Here is a 22,734-nt window from a genome sequence, read left to right on the forward strand (position 1 = left end):
TGCTCCTTAGAAAGGAGGTGATCCAGCCGCACCTTCCGGTACGGCTACCTTGTTACGACTTCGTCCCAATCGCCAATCCCACCTTCGACAGCTCCCTCCCACAAGGGGTTAGGCCACCGGCTTCGGGTGTTACCGACTTTCATGACGTGACGGGCGGTGTGTACAAGGCCCGGGAACGTATTCACCGCAGCGTTGCTGATCTGCGATTACTAGCGACTCCGACTTCATGGGGTCGAGTTGCAGACCCCAATCCGAACTGAGACGCGCTTTAAGGGATTCGCTCCACCTCACGGTATCGCAGCCCTCTGTACGCGCCATTGTAGCATGTGTGAAGCCCTGGACATAAGGGGCATGATGACTTGACGTCATCCCCACCTTCCTCCGAGTTGACCCCGGCAGTCTCTCACGAGTCCCCACCATAACGTGCTGGCAACATGAGACAAGGGTTGCGCTCGTTGCGGGACTTAACCCAACATCTCACGACACGAGCTGACGACAGCCATGCACCACCTGTATAGAAGGCACAAGGCAAACCACATCTCTGCGGCGATCCTCTATATGTCAAACCCAGGTAAGGTTCTTCGCGTTGCATCGAATTAATCCACATGCTCCGCCGCTTGTGCGGGCCCCCGTCAATTCCTTTGAGTTTTAGCCTTGCGGCCGTACTCCCCAGGCGGGGTACTTAATGCGTTAGCTACGGCACGGATCCCGTGGAAGGAAACCCACACCTAGTACCCACCGTTTACGGCGTGGACTACCAGGGTATCTAATCCTGTTCGCTACCCACGCTTTCGCTCCTCAGCGTCAGTTACTGCCCAGAGACCCGCCTTCGCCACCGGTGTTCCTCCTGATATCTGCGCATTCCACCGCTACACCAGGAATTCCAGTCTCCCCTACAGTACTCAAGTCTGCCCGTATCGCCTGCAGGCCCGAGGTTAAGCCTCGGGTTTTCACAGACGACGTGACAAACCGCCTACGAGCTCTTTACGCCCAGTAAATCCGGACAACGCTCGCACCCTACGTATTACCGCGGCTGCTGGCACGTAGTTGGCCGGTGCTTCTTCTGTAGGTACCGTCACTTACGCTTCGTCCCTACTGAAAGAGGTTTACAACCCGAAGGCCGTCATCCCTCACGCGGCGTCGCTGCATCAGGCTTCCGCCCATTGTGCAATATTCCCCACTGCTGCCTCCCGTAGGAGTCTGGGCCGTGTCTCAGTCCCAGTGTGGCCGGTCGCCCTCTCAGGCCGGCTACCCGTCGTCGCCTTGGTAGGCCATTACCCCACCAACAAGCTGATAGGCCGCGGGCCCATCCCATACCGCAAAAGCTTTCCACCCACCCCCATGCAGGAGCAGGTCATATCCGGTATTAGACCCAGTTTCCCAGGCTTATCCCGAAGTACAGGGCAGGTCACCCACGTGTTACTCACCCGTTCGCCACTCGTGTACCCCCGAAAGGGCCTTACCGTTCGACTTGCATGTGTTAAGCACGCCGCCAGCGTTCGTCCTGAGCCAGGATCAAACTCTCCATAAAAAACACTAGAAACACAAGGTTTCAGCATAATCCAGGAAATCCTGAACAAAACGAAACCACTGACAAAAATCAATGATTCCAGAAATACATCTCGCAAAGAAATAAACGAGAAAAGCCACAACACAAACAACCAAGTACTAATACTGATTGTCCATGCGTGCCAAAAAAATTTTGGCACTGACAATTTCATCGACACACTGTTGAGTTCTCAAAGAACACGCCAAACGCGGCCGCCCACACCAAACAAATTTCCGTGTGAACCGCACCCTCGCAGGCCGTTCAAGCTACCCCATCCCCGCAAGCGAGTCAAACTCACCTTGCCGGGCTGCTCGGAGCAACCGTTCAAGCTTAGCAGACCGGATTTCCGTTCGCAACTCGCTCTCGCGGGCCGCTCACCGGAAGCGCTTCAAACCCACCAGTCACACGCGAGAACCCTCCCGACCGCGCAAAGCGGCCGACAGTGACGTTCTCCCGTGGGGCTGGCTGCTCGAAGCAACCGTTCCAGCCTATATCGGAGTCGATCCCGGTGTCAAACCGGGTCCGGCTCCAGGTTGTCAAACCATCCGCGTTTCTACCGTCTGACCTGGGCTTTTCGGCCCCGTCCTGGTCGGTGTCGCGCTGACTTCGAATAAGTTACGCACCGGGGAACGCAAGCACAAATCCCCAGGTCAACACGTAACACCATGTTCATCTGCGCAGGTCAAACAGCCCGAGGTGAGGGCGGCACCGTCGAACCGCGCTCGTGTGACCTGTCGCACAGAGGCCGCCCCGCGCGGATCAGCGGGGCGGCCTCTGTGGTCATGACCAGGTGTTTCAGCCGAGACGAGCGCCGGCGAAGTTCTTCTTGCCCCGACGGAGCACCAGCCAGCGGCCGTGCAGGAGGTCGGCGGCGGCCGGCTCCCAGTCCTCCGACTCGACCTTCACGTTGTTCGCGTAGGCGCCGCCCTCCTTGACCGCGCGCCGGGCCGCGCCCTTCGACTCGCACAGCCCCGACGCGGTGAGCAGATCGACGATGGTGCGCGGCTCCCCCGCCGCGACCTCCACCACCGACGCCTCCTCAAGCGCGGCCGCCAGCGTGGACTCGGGCAGATCCGCAAGCTCGCCGCGTCCGAAAAGCGCCTGCGATGCCAGTTCGGCGGCGCGCGTGTGCTCCTCTCCGTGCACCAGGGTCGTCATCTCGGCCGCGAGTCGCTTCTGTGCGGTCCGCTTCTGCGGGGCCTCCTCGGTCTCGCGCTCGAGCTCCGCGATCTCCTCCCGAGTGAGGAAGGTGAACCAGCGCAGGTAGCGGATCACGTCGGCGTCCGCCGTGTTCACGAAGTACTGGTACCAGGCGTACGGGCTGGTCATCTCCGGGTCGAGCCACAACGAGCCGCCGCCCGTGGACTTGCCGAACTTCTTGCCGTCGGAGGAGGTGACCAGCTGCGTCGTGAGTGCGTGCACGTGCCGGCCGTCGACCTTCCGGTTCAGGTCGACCCCGGCGATGATGTTCCCCCACTGGTCGGAGCCACCGATCTGCAGCGCGGCGTCGTAGCGGCGCGCGAGCTCCACGTAGTCGTAGGCCTGCAGCAGCATGTAGCTGAACTCGGTGTAGCTGATCCCGTCGGACTCGAGGCGCCGCTTGACGGTCTCGCGCGCCAGCATCACGTTGATCGAGAAGTGCTTGCCCACGTCCCGTAGGAAGGTGGGCACGTTCATCTGTCCATGCCAGTCCAGGTTGTTGGCCAGGATCGCGGCGTTGTCCCCGTCGAAGGAGACGAACCGCTGGAGCTGGGTGTCGATCTTCGCGGCCCACTCGGCCACGGTGTCCACCGAGTTCATCACCCGCTCACCCACATCACGCGGGTCGCCCACCTGGCCGGTGGCTCCGCCGCCGAGGACGATCGGCCGATGCCCCGCCTCCTGAAAGCGACGCAGGGTCAGCAACTGAACGAGGTGACCGGCGTGCAGCGACGAGGCCGTCGGATCGAACCCCGCGTAGAGGGAGATCGGCCCGGCGGCGAGGCGCGCACGGAGCGCCTCGATGTCGGTGGACTGCGCGATCAGGCCGCGCCAGGTCAGTTCGTCGAGGATGTCAGTGCTCACCGGTCCATTGTGAACGAACCGCCGCCTCGTCCAGGTCGCCGCCCTGCAATGCGGTGATCAGGAGTTCGCGATCGGCGGGGCCGCCGCCGCGGCTGAACATCACCCGGTCCCCGTGCACCAGCTGATTCACCAGGAGATCGGCGATCGCCCGGGCGGCCCGGTCCGCGGACGCGAGCCGCCCGGCACCACAGACCTCGGCGAGGGACACCAGATCGGCGACCATCACCGCGGCCGGCTCCTCGTCGTACTCCCCCGACAGGGCCGCGAACAGTGCTCCGCCGCGCACCGTCCACCGCACGGTGATCGGGCTGACGGCCCCGAACCGGTCGAACAGGCGCTCCCATCCGTCGAACGGACCCCGGCGCCACTCGGGTACCGCCGGCAGTGCGCCGCGCAGGACCAGCGCTCCCGGACCGGCGCCCGTCAGATACCCGGCGAGCAGGTCCCGCACGTCGTCGGTGGTCGACGGTGCCGTCCGCGCGACATCGTCGAGGAAACGTCCGCAGGCGACGACGGCGGAGGTGCCGGCACCGTCGTCGATCGTGATCACGTCCCGGTCCGGGACGACCGTCGGGACGAGCTCGTAGGGAAGGTCGAGGAACATCTGCACTGCGGCGGCGGAGGCCGGCGGCAGTCCGGCGAGCCACGCGGCGATGCGAAGTCCGCGGACGTCGACGATGCCTGCGACGAGCTCGGCGCGGGTCATCGCGCGCAGGATCACGAAGACCGCGGCGGCCCCGATCACCAGCGCGATCAGTGTGCCGACCGCGAATGCGGTACCGAGCATGGACGCCAGCCACACCGCTGCGGTTCCAACGGCCGCGAGGGTCAAGCCGATCACGAAGGCCGCCGCCAGTTCCACCGGGATGTGATTCCGATACGCGGCGCGGCGGTGCCGGTCGAGTTCGGTGTACGCCCGCATCGCCTGGGGGTCGAGACGCCGCAGGTCCAGGAGCCCGAGGATGGACGCGAGCCTGGCCTCGGCCGCCGTCGCGAGCGCCGTCGCCGAACGGGACCGCAGGATCGGCACCAGCGCCCATCCCGCCTCGAACAGCCCGACGGTGGTCGCCGGGAAGGGTGCACCCATCACCGCGCGGACGGCCCGGTCCTCGTCGGGGTGCGCGAAGGTGCGGGCATTGACGGCGTTGAGCCCGCGATCACGGTCGAGAGGAGTCACCCGGACAGTTCACCCGGACCCGCCAGCGGCGCGCTTGGCTCCCGCCAAGCGCGCTGCTCAGCGGCTCACCGCCGGGTGTCCGGCCAGCCACAGCCGCCAGGGCAGGTCGACGGCCTTACTGATCCCGATCCGCGGGCCGGCGGCGACGGGGCCCCGTCGGGCCGCGATCTCGAGCCTGATCTCCGACGCCGGATCGAGCACGTCGGTCCCCTTGTCGGCCACGGTGATCCCCAGCGCCTGGCCGAGCCGTCCCGGACCGGCGGCGAGCCGCGCATCCGGATCGCGCACGGCGCGCCGCTCACGGACCACGTCGAGACCGGATTCGATGGAGGCCGCGCGCAGCAGCACCCCCGAGCCGACGCCGTCGGGCCCCGCGGTGACGTTCACGCACTGGTGGATACCGTAGGACAGGTAGACGTAGAGATGACCGGCCGGACCGAACATCACGTCGTTGCGGGGCGTGGGTCCGGGGTAGGTGTGCGCGGCCGGGTCGGGCCAGGGACCGTCGGCGGGCGAGCCGTAGGCCTCCACCTCGACGATGCGCGCACGCACCGTCCCGACGGTCAGGACCGAGCCGAGGACGAGTCTGGCCGCCGTGAGCGGGTGTGCCGACAGACGTGTCCGCGCACCGTCCGGCGTCACTGCGCGGCGCGGGCCAGGATCGCCTCGTGTTCGGCCTCGTCGACGTCGCGTGCCTCGCCGATGAGCAGGACGGGCAGGCCGTCCTCGATCGGATAGGCGCGGCGCAGGCGCGGGTTGTAGAACAGCTCGTCCGGCACGTACAGCAGCGGTCCCTTGTCCTGCGGGCAGGCGAGGATCTTCAGCAGCGTCGCGTCGATGGCCATGGCGCCATGCTACCCAGCGGGCAGCCACACCGGCTTGACGGCGGTGCCCTCGCGGGCCGCGGCCCAGGCCTCGTCGAAATCGGTGAAGGTGGTGACCAGCCGATCGACGGGCAGCCGCCCCTCGCCCACCGCGGCGGCGAGCTCGGGGAGGAACTCGGCGGGCTCGGAGTCGCCCTCGATCACGCCGATCACGCGCAGCCCGCGGGCCATGATGAGCATGACGGGCAGATCCGCCGACGGTGCGCCGAGCCCGACCACCGCGAGCGTGCCCCGCGGCCGCAGGGCGAGCACCGCCTGGCTCAGCACATCGGCGCGCGCGGTGGTGTCGACCGCGGCGTGCGCGCCCCCGCCCGTCGCCTCGATGACCTGTTGCGCCGCCTGCGGTCCCGCCTCGACCGCGTGCGTCGCGCCCAACTCCAGCGCGAGGGCGCGACGGTCGTCCCTGGGGTCGACGGCGACGATCGTGGCGGCCCCGGCCAGCTTCGCGCCCATGACCGCGGCGAGGCCGACCGCGCCGGTGCCGAAGACGACGACGGACTGGCCCGCCCGCACCCGCAGTGCGCGAGTCACGGTGCCCACGCCCGTCTGCACGCTGCAGCCGAGCGGCGCGGCGAGCTCGAAGGGCAGGTCTCCGATGGGGACCGTGTTCCGGTCGGTCGCCAGCGCCAGCCCGGCGAAGCTGGACTGAGCGAAGAAGCCGCCGGTCACGGGCGTCTCGCCCGCGCGGATACCGGGGAGCCCGAGGTAGTTGCGGGTGATCGACTCTTCGCAGTAGCCGGGTGTGCCGGCTGCGCAGAACTCGCACGCACCGCAACTGTCGAAGGTGAGGCTGACCCGGTCGCCCACCGCGAGGCCCCGCGCGTCGGGCCCGAGGGCCTCGATCACACCGGCGCCCTCGTGGCCGAGGATCACGGGCAGGCCCTGCTCGGGCCACTGCGCGGCGAGCGTCAGGTCGGTGTGGCAGACGCCGACCGCGTGGATCCGCACGAGCACCTGGTTACCGGTGGGCGCGGGAACGTCGATCTCCAGGGGCGACGGTGCCGCACCCGGCGCGGCGACGACCCGCGCGGTCGTGCCCGTCACCGGTCCGCTCCATGTGCGCCGGAGCCCGCGGTGTCGCCGTCGCGCCCGCCGGAGGAGGCCGAACGGCCGTGGTCGCGCTCGAGATAGAAGTAGAAATAGGGCGCGACCAGCTTCTTCCCGGTCATCACGCCCATCACGGTGTCGCCGTCGACCTTCGCGAAGTGGTCGATCACGGGCTGTCCGTCGTAGATCATCGACGCGGTGACGCGGCCCTCGAAGTCGACGAGCCGCAGAGTCGCCTCACCCTTACCGAGCGCGACGTTGGAGAACTTCTCCCCCGCGTCGTCCAGGCAGACCAGCGGCTGGACGTCGTTCGCCGAGCGGAAGCTCTTGCCGTACCAGCGGGCCCTGCCCAGCGCGCCGTCCATCGGGTGCCCCGAGAGCAGTTCGCCGCCGCGCCAGTCCCCGAGCAGGAAGTCGATCGGGACGGGCTCGAGCTGGGCGAACAGCCCCGCGAGTTCGGCGGGTTCACAGTGGCGGGGCTCGTCGATGAGCCCGCGGACGGTGCGCTCTGCGGTCATGCCGAGATGTTATCGGTGATTCTCCGCCCGCGGACCGAAAACAGAAACACGTTTCACCAGGTGTTGACGGCAGGCGCGATAGCGGCGCATAATTCACTCTACGATGAATTCATCATCGAGTGAATTATCTGGAGGCGCCATGACCAGCGCGATCACCCTGTCCGGACTGACCGTCACCCGCTCGGGCGGCACCGTCCTCGACCACGTCGACGCCGAGATCGCGACCGGCGCCATCACCGGCCTGCTCGGCCCGTCCGGCTCTGGCAAGACCACGCTGATGCGGGTGGTCGTCGGCGCCCAGCGGATCACCGGCGGCACGGCGACGGTGCTCGGCCGTCCGGCGGGCAGTCCCGACCTGCGCTCCCGCGTGGGGTACACGACACAGTCCCCCGCCGTCTACGGCGATCTGACCGTGGCGCAGAACGTCGAGTACTTCGCGGCCCTGTATCCGGGCCGGCGCGCGAGGGCGGAAGCCGATGTCGCCGAGGCGATCGCCGCCGTCGGCCTCGACGCCTTCGCCGGGCGCCGGGCCGACGCCCTCTCCGGTGGGCAGCGCTCACGGGTGAGCATCGCGTGCGCGCTGGTCGCGCACCCCGAACTGCTCATCCTCGACGAGCCCACCGTCGGCCTGGATCCCCTGCTCCGCGCCGAGCTGTGGGAGCGGTTCGCCGCCATGGCCGCCGGCGGGACCACGTTGCTCGTCTCCAGCCACGTCATGGACGAGGCCGCCCACTGCACCCGCCTCGTCCTGCTGCGCGACGGACGGCTCGTCGCCTCGCTCGCACCGTCGGACCTGCTGACCCGCACCGGCGCACCCACCCTGGACGAGGCCTTCCTGGCGCTCGCCCGCGAGCAGGAGGCGGCCGCATGAGCACCGTCCTGAACCCGAGCATCACCCGCGCCACCGCTGTCCGCGTGCTCCGCCAGCTGCATGCCGACCCGCGCACGATCGCGATGATCGTGGTGGTGCCGACCGCACTGCTGACGCTGCTGTACTTCCTCTACCGCGACTCCCCCGGCGGTCCGGCGCTGTTCGGCCGCGTCGCGCTGGTGTTGCTGGGCGTGCTCCCGTTCGCCCTGATGTTCATCGTCACCTCGATCGCGATGCAGCGCGAGCGGGTCTCGGGGACGCTCGAGCGGCTGCTGACCACCCCGCTCGCGAAAGCGGATCTGCTGCTCGGCTACGCGGCGGCGTTCTCGCTGGCGGCGACGGCACAGGCCGCGATCGCGACCACGGTGGCGGCCTACCTGCTCGGCATGGACACCGCCGGCAGCGTGTGGCTCGTGGTGCTCATCGCGGTGGTCGACGCGTGGCTGGGCGTCGCGCTGGGCCTGCTGTTCAGCGCCTTCGCCCGCACCGAGTTCCAGGCGGTGCAGTTCATGCCGATCGTTGTGGTCCCGCAGATCTTCTTGTGCGGCTTGCTCGTTCCGCACGAGGCGATGCCGGGCTGGCTGCAGGCGATCGCCGACGTCCTGCCGATGACCTATGCGGTCAAGGCCCTGCAGGAGGTGGGCGCGCACACCGAGCCCACGGGCACGATGTGGACCTCACTCGCGGTGGTCGCGGGGTTCGCGGTGGCGGCCCTCGCGCTGGCGGCCGCCACGCTGCCGCGCAAGGTCGCGTGAGCGGCCGGGCGCGCAGGTCGGGCCGGCGCACGGGCAGCCCGGACACCCGGGCCGAGATACTCGAGGCCGCGCGCGCCGCGTTCGCCCGCGGCGGTCTCGCGGGGACGACGGTGCGCTCGATCGCCGAGGCCGCGGGTGTGGACTCCGCGCTGGTGCACCACTACTTCGGCACGAAGCAGCAGCTCTACCTGGCGGCGCTGGCGATCCCCGTCGACCCGGAGCTCGTGCGGGCGCCGTTGCGGGAGGCACCCCTCGAGGACGCCGCGCGCACCCTCCTGCGCGCGCTGCTGACACTGTGGGACGGGCCCTTCCGCGAGGTCGGCGTCGCGGTGGTGCGCACCAACCTCGGCACCGACGCGGATCCCGCGATCGTGCGCGGCTTCCTCCTGGAGATCGCGCTGGCAGAACTGATCGGACGGATGGAGGCCGGCCCCGGCGACGGCGTGCTCCGCGCGAATCTCATGGTGGCCCAGGTCTTCGGGCTGCTGGTCGCCCGGTACGTCGTCGGCTTCGAACCGCTCGCCTCGCTCACCGTCGACGAGGTCGTCGCCCTCGCCGCGCCCCCGCTGCAGCAGGTGATCACCGGCCCCCTCCCCCGCGTCAGGCGGTAGCCCACTCCCGGAGCGCGGGGAGGGTGGCGGTCAGGCGGTCGAGCTGCGCCGCCACGGCCGACGGTGCCGTGCCGCCGCGGGCGCTGCGGGAGGAGACCGAGCCGCGAACCGTCAGGACCTCGCGGACCTGCGGGGTGAGAGCCGGGTGGATCGCGGCGAACTCCTCGTCCGTCAGGCCGTCGAGCCCCACGCCTCGGGACTCGGCGGCGCGGACGCATTCACCCGCCGCCTCGTGCGCGATGCGGAAGGGAATGCCCTGCCGCACCATCCATTCGGCCACATCGGTGGCCAGGGTGAAGCCGGCGGGGGCCAGCGCACCCATGCGCTCGGGGTGGAAGGTGAGCGTGGCCGTGAGCCCGGCGACGGCGGGGAGCAGCAGCCGCAGCTGCTCCACCGAGTCGAAGACCGGCTCCTTGTCCTCCTGCAGATCCCGGTTGTAGGCGAGCGGCTGCGCCTTGAGCGTCGCCAGCAGGCCCGACAGGTTGCCGATCAGCCGGCCCGCCTTGCCGCGGGAGAGCTCGGCGACATCCGGGTTCTTCTTCTGCGGCATGATCGAGCTGCCGGTGGACCACGCGTCCGCGAGGGTCACGTAGCCGAACTCGGCGGTGCTCCACAGGATCACGTCCTCCGACCAACGCGACAGGTCGACCGCGATCTGCGCGAAGACGTACGCGGCCTCGGCGGCGAAGTCCCGGGAGGCGGTGGCGTCGAGGCTGTTGTCCGCCGCGGAGTCGAAGCCGAGATCCGCGGCGATGGCGTCCGGGTCGAGGCCCAGCGAGGACCCGGCGAGCGCGCCGGAGCCGTAGGGCGAGACCGCGATCCGCTTATCCAGGTCCTGCAGCCGCTGCACGTCCCGCAGCAGCGGGTGGGTGTAGGCGAGCAGGTGGTGCGCGAGCAGGATCGGCTGCGCCGCCTGCAGGTGCGTCTTGCCGGGCAGGATCGTCTCCGGGTTGGCCTGCGCCTGCGCGACGAAGGCGTCGACCACGTCGAGCACGCCGACGGCGACGAGCCGTACGGCGTCGCGCAGCCACATCCGGAAGAGGGTGGCCACCTGGTCGTTCCGCGACCGGCCGGCGCGCAGGCGCCCGCCGACCTCGGCACCCGCGCGCTCGATGAGCCCGCGCTCCAGCGCGCCGTGCACGTCCTCGTCGGACTCGGCGGGCAGGAAGGCGCCGGAGGCCACGTCGTCCCCGAGCCGCGTGAGGGCCGCGAGCATGGCCTCGAGATCCTCGTCGGTCAGCAGGCCGGCGCGGTTCAGCACGCGGGCATGGGCTTTCGAGGCGCGCACGTCGTACGGGGCCAGCGCCCAGTCGAAGTGCGTGGACTTGCTCAGCGCCGCCATCGCCTCGGCGGGGCCGGACGCGAAGCGTCCGCCCCACAGGCTGCCCTCGTTGGTGCCGTGCTTCTCGCTCAACGGATCTCCTAGTCGGTGCCGAGGTCGAAGGCGGCGTGGTTGCTGGCCTCGTCGAGGGCGGACGGGATCTGCTCGCCGCCCGAGACGATGGCCTCGGCGCCGCCCTGCTCCAGCTCGCCGACCAGCGCCGCGGTCTCGCCCGCGACGATGCCCTGCGCCGCGTACTGCTCGAGGCGCGAACGGGAGTCCGCGATGTCGAGGTTGCGCATGGTGAGCTGACCGATGCGCTCGTCGGGGCCGAAGGCGGCGTCGCCGACGCGCTCCATCGAGAGCTTCTCGGGGTGGTACGAGAGGTTCGGGCCGGTGGTGTCGATGATCGAGTAGTCGTCGCCGCGGCGCAGGCGCAGCGTGACGGAGCCGGTGACGGCCGACGCGACCCAGCGGATGATGGCCTCGCGCTGCATGAGCGACTGCGGGTCCAGCCAGCGACCCTCGTACATCAGGCGGCCCAGGCGGCGACCCTCGTTGTGGTACGTCGCGATGGTGTCCTCGTTGTGGATCGCGTTCACCAGGCGCTCGTAGGTGGCGTGCAGCAGCGCCATACCCGGCGCCTCGTAGATGCCGCGCGACTTGGCCTCGATGATGCGGTTCTCGATCTGGTCGGAGATGCCCAGGCCGTGGCGGCCGCCGATGCGGTTCGCCTCGCGCACCAGCTCGACCGGATCGGAGTACTCGACGCCGTTGATCGCGACCGGCACGCCCGCCTCGAAGGTGACGGTGACGTCCTCGGTGGCGATCTCGACCGACTCGTCCCACGGGGCGACGCCCATGATCGGGTCGACGATGAGCACACCGGTGTTGAGGAACTCCAGGTCCTTCGCCTCGTGCGTGGCGCCCCAGATGTTCGCGTCCGTCGAGTAGGCCTTCTCCGTGGAGTCGCGGTACGGGAAGCCGTGCGCGACGAGCCATTCGCTCATCTCCTTGCGGCCGCCCAACTCGGTGACGAACTGCGAGTCCAGCCACGGCTTGTAGATGCGCAGCGCGGGATTGGCCATCAGGCCGTAGCGGTAGAACCGCTCGATGTCGTTGCCCTTGTACGTGGAGCCGTCGCCCCAGATGTCGACACCGTCCTCCTTCATGGCCCGCACCAGCATGGTGCCGGTCACGACGCGGCCGATCGGGGTGGTGTTGAAGTAGGTCTTGCCACCCGACCGGATGTGGAAGGCGCCGGTCTGCAGCGCGGCGATGCCCTCCTGCACCAGCAGCGGCTGCACGTCCACCAGGCGCGCGATCTCGGCGCCGTACTCCTTGGCGCGGCCGGGCACCGCGTCGATGTCGGGCTCGTCCGGCTGGCCGATGTTCGCGGTGTACGTGCAGGGCACGGCGCCCTTGTCGCGCATCCAGGCGACGGCCACGGAGGTGTCGAGGCCGCCGGAGAAGGCGATGCCGACGCGCTCGCCGACGGGCAGGGTGGAGAGGACCTTAGACATGGTCGATAAGCCTATCTGGTGGTGAGTGTGCGGATTCAGGCGAGCGCCACGAGGCGCTCGGCGAGGTCCTTGCCGGTCAGGGGCTCGCGCGCGACGACCAGGACGGTGTCGTCGCCCGCGACGGTGCCGACTACCTCCGGCAGCGACGAGCGGTCGAGCGCGCTCGCGAGGAAGTTCGCGGCGCCGGGCGGGGTGCGCAGGACGCAGATGTTGCCGCTGTGATCGGTGGAGACGAGCAGTTCGCCCAGCAGGCGGGAGAGCCGCTCGGTGCCGCCCGACACCCCGCGCACGGGCGAACCGTCCTCGGGCACCACGTAGACACCGGTCCCGCCGTCTACTCCGCGCAGTTTGACGGCGCCGAGCTCGTCCAGGTCGCGGGAGATCGTGGCCTGCGTCGCCTCGTAGCCGCCGCGCACGAGCAGGGCCTGCAGCTCGGCCTGGCTGTGCACCTGGTGGTTCGCCAGGATCTCGACGATGGCCGCCTGTCGCCCGGCGCGGGTGGCGAGCGGCTGGTCGGTCACGTCGGGCCCCCGTGCGTCGTCACTGCGGGCCCCCGGTTCACGATCGCTCCAGCAGCCAGGTGAGCAGCGCCTTCTGCGCGTGCAGGCGGTTCTCGGCCTCATCGAAGACGGCGGACTGCGGCCCGTCGATCACCTCGTCGGTGATCTCGTCGCCGCGGTGCGCGGGCAGGCAGTGCAGCACGATGGCGTCGGGATCGGCGTGGGCGAGCAGCTCCGCGTTGATCTGGTAGGGCCGGAACGGCGCGTTGCGGTCGACACCGTCGTTCTCCTGCCCCATCGACACCCAGGTGTCGGTGACCACCACGTCGACGCCCGCCACCGCGAGCACGGGGTCGGAGATGATGCTCACCTCCGCGCCCGTCTCCTTCGCCCGTACTCGGGCCGCCTCGACGAAGCGCTCGTCCGGCTGGAAGCCCGACGGTGCGCTGATGGTCACGTCCATCCCGGCCGTCACGCACCCGAGCATGTAGCTGTGCGCCATGTTGTTGGCGCCGTCGCCGAGGTAGGTGAGCTTGAGACCGGCGACCGAGCCGGTGCCCTCGGCGCCCTTGCGCTCGGCGATGGTCTGCAGGTCGGCGAGGATCTGGCAGGGGTGGAAGTCGTCGGAGAGGGCGTTGACGACGGGAACCGTCGAGTACTCGGCCAGTTCCTCGAGGCCCGACTGGGCGTACGTGCGCCAGACGACGGCGTCGACGAACCGGGAGAGCACGCGCGCGGTGTCGGCGAGCGACTCGTCGCGGCCCATCTGCGTGGACTTGGTGTCCACCACCACGGCGTGGCCGCCGAGCTGCGCGATGCCGACGTCGAAGCTGAACCGGGTGCGGGTGGAGTTCTTGTCGAACAGCACCGCCACGCCCTTCGGGCCCTCCAGCGGGCGCCGCGAGAACGGCGCCGCCTTCAGCTCCGCGGCGAGCGCGAGCACCTCGCGCTGCTCGGCCGGGCTGAGGTCGTCGTCGCGGAGGAAGTGGCGGGTCATGGGGTCTCCTGGGCTGAGTCGAGCAGGGCGGGAAGCGCGGTCAGGAAGCGGTCGGCCTGCTCGTCGGTGAGGACGAGGGGCGGGGCCAGGCGGACCACGTCGGGCTGCGCGGCGTTGAGCAGGAAGCCCGCGTCGCGGGCGCCGGTCTCGATCGCCTTGGCGACGGGCTGCGCCAGTGTGATCCCGAGCAGGAGGCCGGAGCCGCGGACGCCGGTGACGAGCGGATGACCGTATCCCTCGACGGTGGCGGCGATGTGCTTGCCGAGCGCGTCGGCCCGCTCGGCGAGTCCTTCGGCCTCGACCACGTCGAGGACGGCGTTGGCCGCCGCCGCGGCGACGGGGTTGCCGCCGAAGGTCGTGCCGTGCTGGCCGGGCGTGAGCAGCTCACCCGCGGCGCCGACGGCCACCGTCGCGCCGATGGGCAGGCCGCCGCCGAGTCCCTTGGCCAGGGTGAAGACGTCGGGGGTCACGCCCGCCCGCTGGTACGCGAACAACGTTCCGGTACGGGCGATCCCGGTCTGCACCTCGTCGAGGACGAGGAGCGCGCCGGCCTCGGTCGCGGCAGCGCGGGCCTGCGCGAGGTAGCCCTCAGGGGGAACGACGACGCCGCCCTCGCCCATGATCGGCTCCAGGAAAACGGCAGCGACCGCACCGCTTTCGCCGGACACCGCCGCCCGCAGTGCGGATGCGTCGCCGTAGGGCACGTGCGTCACGGACTCGATCAGCGGCTCGAAGGGTGCCCGTTTCGCCGGCTGGCCGGTCAGCGCCAGCGAACCCATGGTCCGGCCGTGGAAGGCGCCTTCCGCGGCGACCATCCGGGTGCGGCCCGTACGCCGGCCGATCTTGATCGCGGCCTCGTTGGCCTCCGCGCCCGAGTTGCTGAAGAAGACGCGGGTGCCGGGAACGCCCACGGCCTCGGTGAGCCGCTCGGCCAGGCGGACGACCGGCTCGCTGATGTACAGGTTCGAGACGTGCCCGAGCGTCGAGACCTGCTGCGTCACCGCCTCGATGATCTTCGGGTGGGTGTGGCCGAGCGCGTTGACGGCGATGCCGCCGAGCAGGTCGACGTACTCCTTGCCGTCGGCGTCGGTCACGGTCGCGCCGCGACCGGAGACCAGCGCGATGGGCGGGGTGCCGTAGGTGTCCATCAGCGCGGCGTTCCACCGCTGCTGCATCGTTTCGTTCGTCATGTCTTTGTCGTCAGATCCAGGTCTTGTGAGGGGATTTCGGCGGGGTCACCATGGTGCCGATGCCCTTGCTCGTGAACAGTTCGAGAAGCACGGAGTGCGGCACCCGCCCGTCGATGACGTGCGCGGTGGGGACGCCCCCGTGCACGGCTCGCAGGCACGCCTCCATCTTCGGCACCATGCCGGAGTCGAGGCTCGGGAGCAGCTCGGTCAGCGCGTCCGTGTCGATCTCAGAGGTGAGCGAGGACCGGTCGGGCCAGTTCGTGTAGAGGCCCTCGACGTCGGTGAGCACCACCAGTTTCTGCGCGCCCAGCGCTTCGGCGAGCGCGGCGGCGGCGGTGTCGGCGTTGATGTTGTGCACCACCCCGTCGGCGTCGGGCGCGATCGTCGAGATCACCGGGATGCGGCCGGCGGCGATGAGGTCGTTGACAGCCTCGGGATTGACCTCGGTGACGTCGCCGACGAGCCCGATGTCGGTGGGGGCACCGTCGACGACGACCTCCCGGCGGGTGGCCGTGAACAGGTGCGCGTCCTCGCCGGACATGCCGACGGCGAACGGCCCGTAGCCGTTGATCAGCCCGACGAGCTCGCGCCCGACCTGGCCGAAGAGCACCATCCGCACCACGTCCATCACCTCGGGTGTGGTCACCCGGAAGCCGCCCTTGAACTCGCCCTCCATGCCGAGACGCTTCAGCATGGCGTTGATCTGCGGGCCGCCGCCGTGCACCACCACGGGGTGCAGGCCGCAGGTGCGCAGGAAGACCATGTCCTGGGCGAAGGAGCGCTTGAGCTCGTCGTCGACCATGGCGTTGCCGCCGTACTTGACTACGACCGTCCTGCCGTGGAAGTCGAGCAGCCACGGCAGCGCCTCGGCGAGCACACCGGCCTTGTCGAGCGGGGTGAGGTCGAGCGGGGTGAGGTCGAGCGGGGTGGGATCGGGTGCGCTCATGAGGAGTACGCCGAGTTCTCTTCGACGTAGGCGTGCGAGAGATCCGTGGTGCGGATCGTCGCGGTGCCCCGACCGAGCCCGAGGTCGACGGTGACGTCGATCTCCGGTCCGGAGAGGTCCACGTCGCGGGCTCCGGGGACGCCGCAACCGTTCTCGGCGATCGGCTGCCCGTTGAACGAGACCGTCAGCTTGTCGTGCACCAGCTCGATCGGCGCGATGCCGATCGCGGCCATGACGCGGCCCCAGTTGGGGTCGCTGCCGAACAGCGCGGTCTTGACCAGGCTGTCGCGGGCGATGGCGCGGGCGCCGATCAGCGCGTCGTCCTCCGAGGCCGCTCCGGTCACGGTGATCAGGATCCGCTTGGTCACGCCCTCGGCGTCACCCTGCAGTTGCTTCGCGAGGTCGTCGCAGACCTCGCGCACGGCGGCGTTCAGTTCCTCCTGCGTGCAGGTCTTCTCGCTGGCGCCGCTGCTGAGCAGCAGCACCGTGTCGTTGGTGGAGGTGGAGCCGTCCACGTCGAGCCGGTCGAAGGTGTAGGTCGTCGCGTACCGCAGCGCCTCGTCGAGCTGCGCGGGCGAGGCGTGCACGTCGGTGGTGAGCACCACGAGCATCGTCGCGAGCGAGGGCGCCATCATGCCGGCGCCCTTCGCCATGCCGCCCACGTTCCAGCCGCCCGAGTGGTGCAGCGCGGCCTCCTTGGGCACGGTGTCCGTGGTCATGATGGCGTGCGCGGCGTCGGTCCCGCCGGTGAGCCCTCCACCCATCTCGTGCACGATCTCGGTCACGCCGGCGAGGACCTTGTCCATGGGGAGCCGGTCGCCGATGAGACCGGTGGAGCAGACCGCGACCTCGCCGGCGCCGGTCTCGGTGCCCCAGTGGCTCAGTACTTCCGCCACCTTCTCCGCGGTGGCGTGCGCGTCCTGGAAGCCGCCCGGACCGGTGCAGGCGTTGGCGCCGCCCGAGTTGAGGATCACGGCCCGCAGGTGTCCGTCCTTGATCACCTGCTCGCTCCACAGGACGGGCGCGGCCTTCACCTTGTTCCGGGTGAAGACTCCGGCTGCGGCGTAATGCGGCCCCTCGTTGAAGACCAGGGCCAGGTCGGGCTTACCGGACACCTTGATGCCCGCTGCGATGCCGGCGGCCTTGAAACCCAGGGGCGCCGTGACGCCCTGGTTCCGGACGAGCTTGAAACTCCCAGCGGTCACGGCGCGACTCCTACGGTGGAAAGTCCTGCGGTCTCGGGCCATCCGAGCGCGAGGTTCATGGATTGGACGGCGGCGCCGCCGGTCCCCTTGGTGAGGTTGTCGATCGCGGCGGTGGCGATCAGCCGGCCGACCCGCTCGTCGACGGCGACCTGCACCTGCACGGCGTTGCTGCCGAGCACCGACTTCGTCTGCGGCTGCACGCCTTCGGGGAGCAGGTGGACGAAGGGCTCGTCGGCGTACGCCTGCGCGTACACCTCCCGGGCCCGCGCGGCGGTCACCGTCGTCGGGGCGGAGACGGTGGCGAGGATGCCCCGGGCCATGGGCACGAGGATCGGCGTGAACGAGACGGTGACGGGGGAATTCGCGGCGGCCGAGAGGTTCTGGGTGATCTCGGGCGTGTGCCGGTGGGTGGTCACGCCGTAGGCCCGCGCCGAGCCGATGGCCTCGGAGGCGAGCAGGTCGGTCCGCAGGGACTTCCCGGCGCCGGACGTGCCGCTCACCGCGACGACGGTGACCTCGGGGGCGACGATGCCGGCCGCGACGGCGGGCAGGAAGGCGAGGGTCGACACCGTCGGGTAGCAGCCCGGGACGGCGATCCGCGACGCGCCCGCGAGGACCTCCCGGTTGCCCGGGAGCTCCGGCAGGCCGTACGGCCAGGTGCCGGCGTGGGCGCTGCCGTAGTAGTGCTCCCACTCCGCTGCGTCCTTGAGCCGGTAGTCGGCGCCGCAGTCGATGATGAGGGTCGACGGCGGCAGCGCCTCGGCGATCTCGGCCGACTTGCCGTGCGGGAGGCCGAGGAAGACGACGTCGTGGCCGCGCAGCGTCTCCGGCGTGGTCTCCTGCAGCACGCGGTCGGCGAGCGGCAGCAGGTGCGGGTGGTGCTCGAAGAGCGTGCTGCCGGCGTTGCCGCCGGCCGTGAGCGCGCCGATCGTGAGCTCACCGGACAGGTACTGCGGATGGTTCAGCAGCAGCCGGAGGATCTCTCCTCCGGCGTAGCCGCTCGCACCCGCGATCGCCACGGAAACAGTCATGTGATGATTATGCGCGAACCTGCAATCCTATGCACACAGTTTCCCCGCGTCCGATGAACCGCATCGAATTTCTAGAATCTTTCTCTAGTCGGGCGTAGCCTCGGCGCATGGCACGCACCCTGGACATCGTGGTCACCGGCGGATCCCGCGGCCTCGGCCGCGCCGTCGCGGAGCTGGCCGCGACGGCCGGGCACCGCGTGGTCATCGTCTGCCGGGACCCGGACGCCGGCGCGCGGGCGGCCGCCGAGACCGGGGCGCGCCTCGTCGTCGGAGACCTGTCGGACACGAGCGGGGTCCGCGGCACCGTCGCCGCGCTCGACGGTGCCGTGGACCGGATCGACGTCCTGGTGCACAACGCGGGCGTCTGGCCGAGCCGCCGCGTCCTCAACGCGGACGGCTTCGAACAGGCCTTCTTCACCAACCACCTCGCACCGTTCCAGCTCAACGGCCTGCTCGAGGAGCGCCTGCGGCGGGTGGTGCAGTTGAGCGCCGGGCTCTACGTCAAGGGCACCGTCGACCCTGATCGCACGCCCACCGGGGACGACTTCGGCGCCCTGGCGACGTACGCGAACACCAAGCTCGCGAACGTGATGATGCTGCCGCTCTGGGCCGAGCGCTGGCGGGACGCCGGACGGACCATCGATGCGATTCACCCCGGCGTGCTCCGCACCGGGCTCGGCGACCGTCCCGGTCCGCTCGGCCTCCTGCTGCGCGCGGTGAAGACCACGTGGAGTCCGGCCGCCTCGGGCGCGCGGCACGTCGTCGACCTGCTCGGCGCCGACGGCAGCGGTCGGTACTTCGACGAGGAGCGCCCCGTTCCGCTGGCACCGATCGCCACGGATCCCGCTCCGGCCCGCCGGCTGTGGGACGCCGCGGCCGAGGCGGTCGGCGTCCCGCGGAACTGATTCAATCCGCCGGCGCGTCCTCGCCGCGGACCGCGCGCCACACCCGCTCGGGCAGGACCTCGCGCGCCCGCGCCAGGTCGATACCGGGGTCGGCGGCCAGCCACCGTCGACAGGCCTCGGCCGGCGGCCCGATGATCAGCATCTCGAGCAGCGGCAGCGGTAGGTCGGCGATCCGTCCGGCCGCGATGTGAGGGGCCAGCCACCGCGCCATCGCCGCCATCCGCGGCTCCTTGATCCCGGCGAGAGCGCCCTCACCGGCGGCAAGGTAGGTCGCGTACGCCGAGCCGTGCAGGAACCGCGCCCGGGCGGGCTGCGCCAGCGCCCACCCGAGGTACGCGTCCACGACGGCGCGCACGCCGGTGCGCGCGGTCCGGGTGCGGGTCAGCGCGCCGACGATCTCGTCGAGCAGGCTCGCCATGGACTCGGTGTACAGCGCCGCGGCGAGGCCGGGAAAGCTCCCGAAGTGGTGATACATACTGCCGACGCTGACTCCGGACCGGGCGAGCACCGCCGTCGAGGTGAACCCCTCGGCGCCCACCTCGGCGTACACGGCGAGGGCCGAGTCGAGGAGACGACGGCGCGTGGGCTCGCCGCGCGTGCTCGCCATGGCCCCCCTCCTACGCTGCTCCCGCCGGTCGGACCCCGGGATTCCATCATGCCGTCACCGCAGGCCGTTCACAGTCGCCGTTCAGGGACGGTCGGCACTCTCGGTAACGAATCACCCGTCCGATCCGAAGGAACGTCCATGTACAGAGATCACTCCAACGCCGTGACCCAGCCGCTGTCGCTCGGCGCCGCGCGAGGCGAGCGCGGCATCCGCGGCACCGTGAGCCGCATGCTCGACACCGTCGCGCCCCGCGTGGAGAACCGCGCCATGCTGGTGAAGATGGGTCGCGGGCGCCCGAGCCTCGTCGGCGATCACCGCCGCGGCAACCACATCACCCAGGCCTTCCACCTCGGGTAGCTACGACAGCTCGCGCAGGCCCACGGCGTGCCGGAAGTCGCCCCGCGGCCCGGTCACCCTCGCGACCTGCGCGCGGGCCTGCTCGATCACCGGCGTCGACGGGTCCAGCACCGACAGGTACTGCCTGTGCTCGGCGAGCGATTCGACGGCTCGCTCGGTGAACCCGGTGACGTCGACGATCAGGGTCGGCTCCGGCGCCGTCTGGTAGGCCGTCACCCCCTCCTCCGCGGCCGCCTCGGCGACCGCCCGAGTGAACTCCATGTGGTCGCTCTGATTGGCCACGCCGTTGCCCCAGTCCGGGCCGCCCCACAGCGTGATCACGATGTCCGGCGAGTACCGTGCGATCGACTTGCGAATCGATTCCCGCAACTCCGGCGTGTTGCGCAGCTGCGAGTCGGGATATCCCCAGAACCGCACCTCGTCGACCCCGACGACCGCGGCGGACCGTCGCTGCTCCTCCTCCCGCACCGGCCCCGCGGTGCCCGGGGACATGCCGGCGATCCCGGCCTCCCCGGAGGTGGCGAGGCCGTAGGCCACGGTCCTGCCCGACGAGGTCCAGCGGGCGACCGCGGCCGCCAACCCGTACTCGGGGTCGTCCGGGTGCGCCACCAGGACGAGCGCCGTGGTCCAATCCTCCGGGAAGATCTGCGGCTCGCTCACCCCTCCCACGCTAGAGGCCGGGGCCGGTCAGCGCAGCAACTCGACGCAGACGCCGTCGGCGAACCGGTAGGGCTGGGCCGCGATCACGCCGGACAGCACGCGCCGCAGCCGGGAGATCTCCGCCCGTACCGTGACCACCCGACCGGAGTCGCCGAAGAGGGCCTGCGCGAGCTGCGCGGCGGTGCGGCCGGCACCGTCGGCGAGGAGACCGAGGATCTGCGCGTGCCGGGGCGAGGGCTGGTACCGCCAGACGCCGGCGGCCCCGGCCACCGCGACCTCCGGCGCGCGGCCGGGCCGCAGGTCGATCGTCACCCGGGTGACGGTGTTCGCGCCGTCGCCCTGGTCGGGTTGCAGGAGCCAGCCGCCGGGCAGCGCGTCGACGGTGCACCGCCCGAGTTCGGGCAGCAGCACCGACGGTCCGGCCAGGTCGGCGGGCAGCGTGATCCGGGCGCGCGGCGGCAGGTCGCCGACGGCGGCGACCCAGCCGTCGACGTCGACGGCCAGGCCCGGGCGGCCGAGCCCCGCCAGCATGGGCGCGGCGACGGAGCGCAGCCGCTCCAGGCCCGCCAGGTGCACCTCCCGCAGCCGCGCCTCGGCGAGTTTCGCGACGGTGGAGACCAGCGCGAGGGTGGTCGGGTGCACCGTCGCGGCGGGGCCGGAGACGTCCACCACGCCGAGGATGTGGCCGGTGTGCACGTCGCGGATCGGCGCGCCGGCGCAGGTCCACGCGTGGTGGCTGCGCGCGAAGTGCTCGGCGGAGAAGATCTGCACGGGCGCCCGCGAGGCGATGGCCGTGCCGATCGCGTTCGTGCCCACCTGGTCCTCGGCCCAGCCGGCACCCTCGACGAAGCCGAGCCGGTCCGCGTGCGCGAGGACCCGCGAGGAACCGGATCGCCACAGCACGCGGCCGAACCGATCGGCCACCACCAGGATGTTGTCGCCGTCGGCCGTGAGCGGCGCGAGACCGGCGGTGAGCTCGTCGAGGACGAGGGCGAGGCCGGACTCCTGCCGGCCCTGCTCGACGTCCATCCAGCTCAGCGCCGGCCCCGGATCGGTGTCGGGAGCGAGCCCCGCGGCGCGCACGCGGTCCCAGGATTCGCCGATCACGCCCCGCGGCCGCGCGGGCGGCCGCGAACCGCTCATGGTCGCGTCGTACACCTCGGACAACAGGCGGGCGTAGCGACGCGGATCCTCGCCCGCCGCCATCGCCGGTTCCGTCATGCTCGTTCCCTTCCGGTGCGTCAGCGGTAGACCAGGCCGCCGTCGATGAGGACCGACTGTCCGGTCATGTAGTCGGAGTCGGGCGAGGCCAGATGGGAGACGAAGGCCGCGACGTCCTCCGGGGTCTGCGCCCGGCCGAGCGCGATACCGCCGACGAACTGATCGTAGGTCGCGCCGACCTCGGCGCCGGTCAACTCGGCGAAGCGGCGATCGATCTCGACCCACATATCGGTCCCCACGACGCCCGGGCAGTAGGCGTTGACGGTGATGCCGTGCGTCGCGTACTCCTTCGCGGCGGCCTGCGTGAAACCGCGCACCGCGAACTTGGTGGCGCTGTACGCGCCGAGCATGGCGAAGCCCTCGTGTCCCGCGATCGACGCCGCGTTGATGATCTTCCCGCGCACGCCGCGGTCGATGAACGACGACGCCGCCGCCTGGATCCCCCAGAGCACGCCGTCGACGTTGATCGAGAACAGCCGCCGCAGCTCGTCGGGGGTGACGTCGGAGACGGGTCCCACGAGCGCGACGCCGGCGTTGTTGATCATCACGTCGAGCCCGCCCAGGGCGTCGACGGTCGCGGCGACGGCGCCGAAGACCGCGTCCCGGTCGGAGACGTCCGCGGTGAGTGCGACGGCACGCCGCCCCGCGGCGCGGACCTCCTCGGCGACGGCCTCGACGCCGTCCGCCGTCAGGTCCACCAGGGCCAGGTCGAAGCCGTCGGCGGCGAGCCGTCGCGCGATCCCCGCGCCGATCCCTCGTCCCGCTCCCGTCACCAGTGCGATGCGCGCCATCCGT

23 protein-coding genes and 1 rRNA gene are annotated in these 22,734 nt (G+C 70.5%); 5 read left to right on the forward strand and 19 right to left on the reverse strand.

Annotation, left to right across the window (positions count from 1 at the left end; translation table 11 throughout):
• Positions 1-10: 10 nt before the first annotated feature.
• The 7 genes from AC21LY_RS22770 to AC21LY_RS22800 all read right to left on the reverse strand — a co-directional run bounded on the left by AC21LY_RS22770 (position 11) and on the right by AC21LY_RS22800 (position 7,239).
• Positions 11-1,531, reverse strand: a 16S ribosomal RNA gene (locus tag AC21LY_RS22770).
• 813 nt (positions 1,532-2,344) lie between these two features.
• Positions 2,345-3,613 (reverse strand): tyrosine--tRNA ligase, encoded by a 1,269-nt coding sequence (tyrS, locus tag AC21LY_RS22775; protein ID WP_489048857.1) that lies wholly within the window; start codon positions 3,611-3,613, stop codon positions 2,345-2,347.
• The gene (locus AC21LY_RS22780; protein WP_489048858.1) at positions 3,603-4,790 is read right to left on the reverse strand and encodes a hypothetical protein; all 1,188 of its coding nucleotides are present in this window, start codon (positions 4,788-4,790) and stop codon (positions 3,603-3,605) included. Before AC21LY_RS22780 ends, tyrS begins: the two co-directional genes overlap by 11 nt.
• Before the next feature lie 57 nt (positions 4,791-4,847).
• Positions 4,848-5,405, reverse strand: coding sequence for a DNA-3-methyladenine glycosylase (locus AC21LY_RS22785; RefSeq protein WP_489048921.1), 558 nt, complete (start codon positions 5,403-5,405; stop codon positions 4,848-4,850).
• 23 nt (positions 5,406-5,428) lie between these two features.
• The gene (locus AC21LY_RS22790; protein WP_489048859.1) at positions 5,429-5,635 is read right to left on the reverse strand and encodes a Trm112 family protein; all 207 of its coding nucleotides are present in this window, start codon (positions 5,633-5,635) and stop codon (positions 5,429-5,431) included.
• Between the two features lie 9 nt (positions 5,636-5,644).
• The gene (locus tag AC21LY_RS22795; RefSeq protein ID WP_489048860.1) at positions 5,645-6,718 is read right to left on the reverse strand and encodes an NAD(P)-dependent alcohol dehydrogenase; all 1,074 of its coding nucleotides are present in this window, start codon (positions 6,716-6,718) and stop codon (positions 5,645-5,647) included.
• Complete coding sequence (locus AC21LY_RS22800) at positions 6,715-7,239, reverse strand: DUF4334 domain-containing protein (protein WP_489048861.1); 525 nt, start codon at positions 7,237-7,239, stop codon at positions 6,715-6,717. The genes AC21LY_RS22795 and AC21LY_RS22800 overlap by 4 nt, the downstream gene beginning before the upstream one ends.
• A 139-nt stretch (positions 7,240-7,378) precedes the next feature.
• Here AC21LY_RS22800 and AC21LY_RS22805 point away from each other — a divergent pair, with 139 nt between their 5' ends.
• From AC21LY_RS22805 to AC21LY_RS22815, 3 genes are read left to right on the forward strand one after another with little or no spacing between them, the layout of a single operon-like run.
• Positions 7,379-8,110, forward strand: coding sequence for an ABC transporter ATP-binding protein (locus AC21LY_RS22805; protein WP_489048862.1), 732 nt, complete (start codon positions 7,379-7,381; stop codon positions 8,108-8,110).
• Entirely contained in the window at positions 8,107-8,865 is a 759-nt protein-coding gene (locus AC21LY_RS22810; protein ID WP_489048863.1) for an ABC transporter permease, read from the forward strand. The genes AC21LY_RS22805 and AC21LY_RS22810 overlap by 4 nt, the downstream gene beginning before the upstream one ends.
• Positions 8,862-9,476, forward strand: a complete 615-nt coding sequence (locus AC21LY_RS22815) for a TetR/AcrR family transcriptional regulator (protein ID WP_489048864.1) — start codon at positions 8,862-8,864, stop codon at positions 9,474-9,476. The genes AC21LY_RS22810 and AC21LY_RS22815 overlap by 4 nt, the downstream gene beginning before the upstream one ends.
• On the opposite strand, the gene argH is transcribed toward AC21LY_RS22815, so the two are convergent.
• The 8 genes from argH to argC are packed head-to-tail and all read right to left on the reverse strand — an operon-like array spanning position 9,466 to position 18,189.
• A complete protein-coding gene (argH, locus tag AC21LY_RS22820; RefSeq protein WP_489048865.1) occupies positions 9,466-10,890 on the reverse strand; it encodes an argininosuccinate lyase in 1,425 nt (474 codons plus the stop codon). The genes AC21LY_RS22815 and argH overlap by 11 nt on opposite strands.
• Before the next feature lie 8 nt (positions 10,891-10,898).
• Positions 10,899-12,320 (reverse strand): argininosuccinate synthase, encoded by a 1,422-nt coding sequence (argG, locus tag AC21LY_RS22825; RefSeq protein WP_489048866.1) that lies wholly within the window; start codon positions 12,318-12,320, stop codon positions 10,899-10,901.
• Between the two features lie 35 nt (positions 12,321-12,355).
• Entirely contained in the window at positions 12,356-12,841 is a 486-nt protein-coding gene (locus tag AC21LY_RS22830) for an arginine repressor (protein WP_489048867.1), read from the reverse strand.
• A gap of 37 nt (positions 12,842-12,878) precedes the next feature.
• Positions 12,879-13,817 (reverse strand): ornithine carbamoyltransferase, encoded by a 939-nt coding sequence (gene argF, locus AC21LY_RS22835; RefSeq protein WP_489048868.1) that lies wholly within the window; start codon positions 13,815-13,817, stop codon positions 12,879-12,881.
• On the reverse strand, positions 13,814-15,007 hold the full coding sequence (locus AC21LY_RS22840) for an acetylornithine transaminase (protein WP_489048869.1): 1,194 nt from the start codon (positions 15,005-15,007) through the stop codon (positions 13,814-13,816). Before AC21LY_RS22840 ends, argF begins: the two co-directional genes overlap by 4 nt.
• A gap of 10 nt (positions 15,008-15,017) precedes the next feature.
• Positions 15,018-15,953, reverse strand: a complete 936-nt coding sequence (gene argB / locus AC21LY_RS22845; protein WP_489048870.1) for an acetylglutamate kinase — start codon at positions 15,951-15,953, stop codon at positions 15,018-15,020.
• Complete coding sequence (argJ, locus tag AC21LY_RS22850) at positions 15,950-17,200, reverse strand: bifunctional glutamate N-acetyltransferase/amino-acid acetyltransferase ArgJ (RefSeq protein WP_489048871.1); 1,251 nt, start codon at positions 17,198-17,200, stop codon at positions 15,950-15,952. The genes argB and argJ overlap by 4 nt, the downstream gene beginning before the upstream one ends.
• Entirely contained in the window at positions 17,155-18,189 is a 1,035-nt protein-coding gene (gene argC, locus AC21LY_RS22855; RefSeq protein WP_489048872.1) for an N-acetyl-gamma-glutamyl-phosphate reductase, read from the reverse strand. Before argC ends, argJ begins: the two co-directional genes overlap by 46 nt.
• Before the next feature lie 107 nt (positions 18,190-18,296).
• On the opposite strand from argC, the gene AC21LY_RS22860 reads away from it, so the two are divergent.
• The gene (locus AC21LY_RS22860; RefSeq protein ID WP_489048873.1) at positions 18,297-19,094 is read left to right on the forward strand and encodes an SDR family NAD(P)-dependent oxidoreductase; all 798 of its coding nucleotides are present in this window, start codon (positions 18,297-18,299) and stop codon (positions 19,092-19,094) included.
• Between the two features lies 1 nt (position 19,095).
• Here AC21LY_RS22860 and AC21LY_RS22865 read toward each other — a convergent pair whose 3' ends face one another.
• Positions 19,096-19,701 (reverse strand): TetR/AcrR family transcriptional regulator, encoded by a 606-nt coding sequence (locus AC21LY_RS22865; RefSeq protein ID WP_489048874.1) that lies wholly within the window; start codon positions 19,699-19,701, stop codon positions 19,096-19,098.
• Between the two features lie 138 nt (positions 19,702-19,839).
• Between AC21LY_RS22865 and AC21LY_RS22870 the strand changes: the two genes are divergently transcribed.
• Positions 19,840-20,058, forward strand: coding sequence for a hypothetical protein (locus AC21LY_RS22870; RefSeq protein WP_489048875.1), 219 nt, complete (start codon positions 19,840-19,842; stop codon positions 20,056-20,058).
• On the opposite strand, the gene AC21LY_RS22875 is transcribed toward AC21LY_RS22870, so the two are convergent.
• From AC21LY_RS22875 to AC21LY_RS22885, 3 genes are read right to left on the reverse strand one after another with little or no spacing between them, the layout of a single operon-like run.
• Positions 20,059-20,718, reverse strand: coding sequence for a PIG-L deacetylase family protein (locus AC21LY_RS22875; protein ID WP_489048876.1), 660 nt, complete (start codon positions 20,716-20,718; stop codon positions 20,059-20,061).
• Between the two features lie 27 nt (positions 20,719-20,745).
• Positions 20,746-21,939 carry a GAF domain-containing protein gene (locus AC21LY_RS22880; protein WP_489048877.1) on the reverse strand — a complete coding sequence of 398 codons (1,194 nt, stop codon included), beginning with the start codon at positions 21,937-21,939 and terminating at the stop codon, positions 20,746-20,748.
• Between the two features lie 20 nt (positions 21,940-21,959).
• Positions 21,960-22,730, reverse strand: coding sequence for an acetoin reductase (locus AC21LY_RS22885; protein WP_489048878.1), 771 nt, complete (start codon positions 22,728-22,730; stop codon positions 21,960-21,962).
• Positions 22,731-22,734: the final 4 nt, after the last annotated feature.

The organism is Tsukamurella sp. II2bb, from assembly GCF_057815145.1.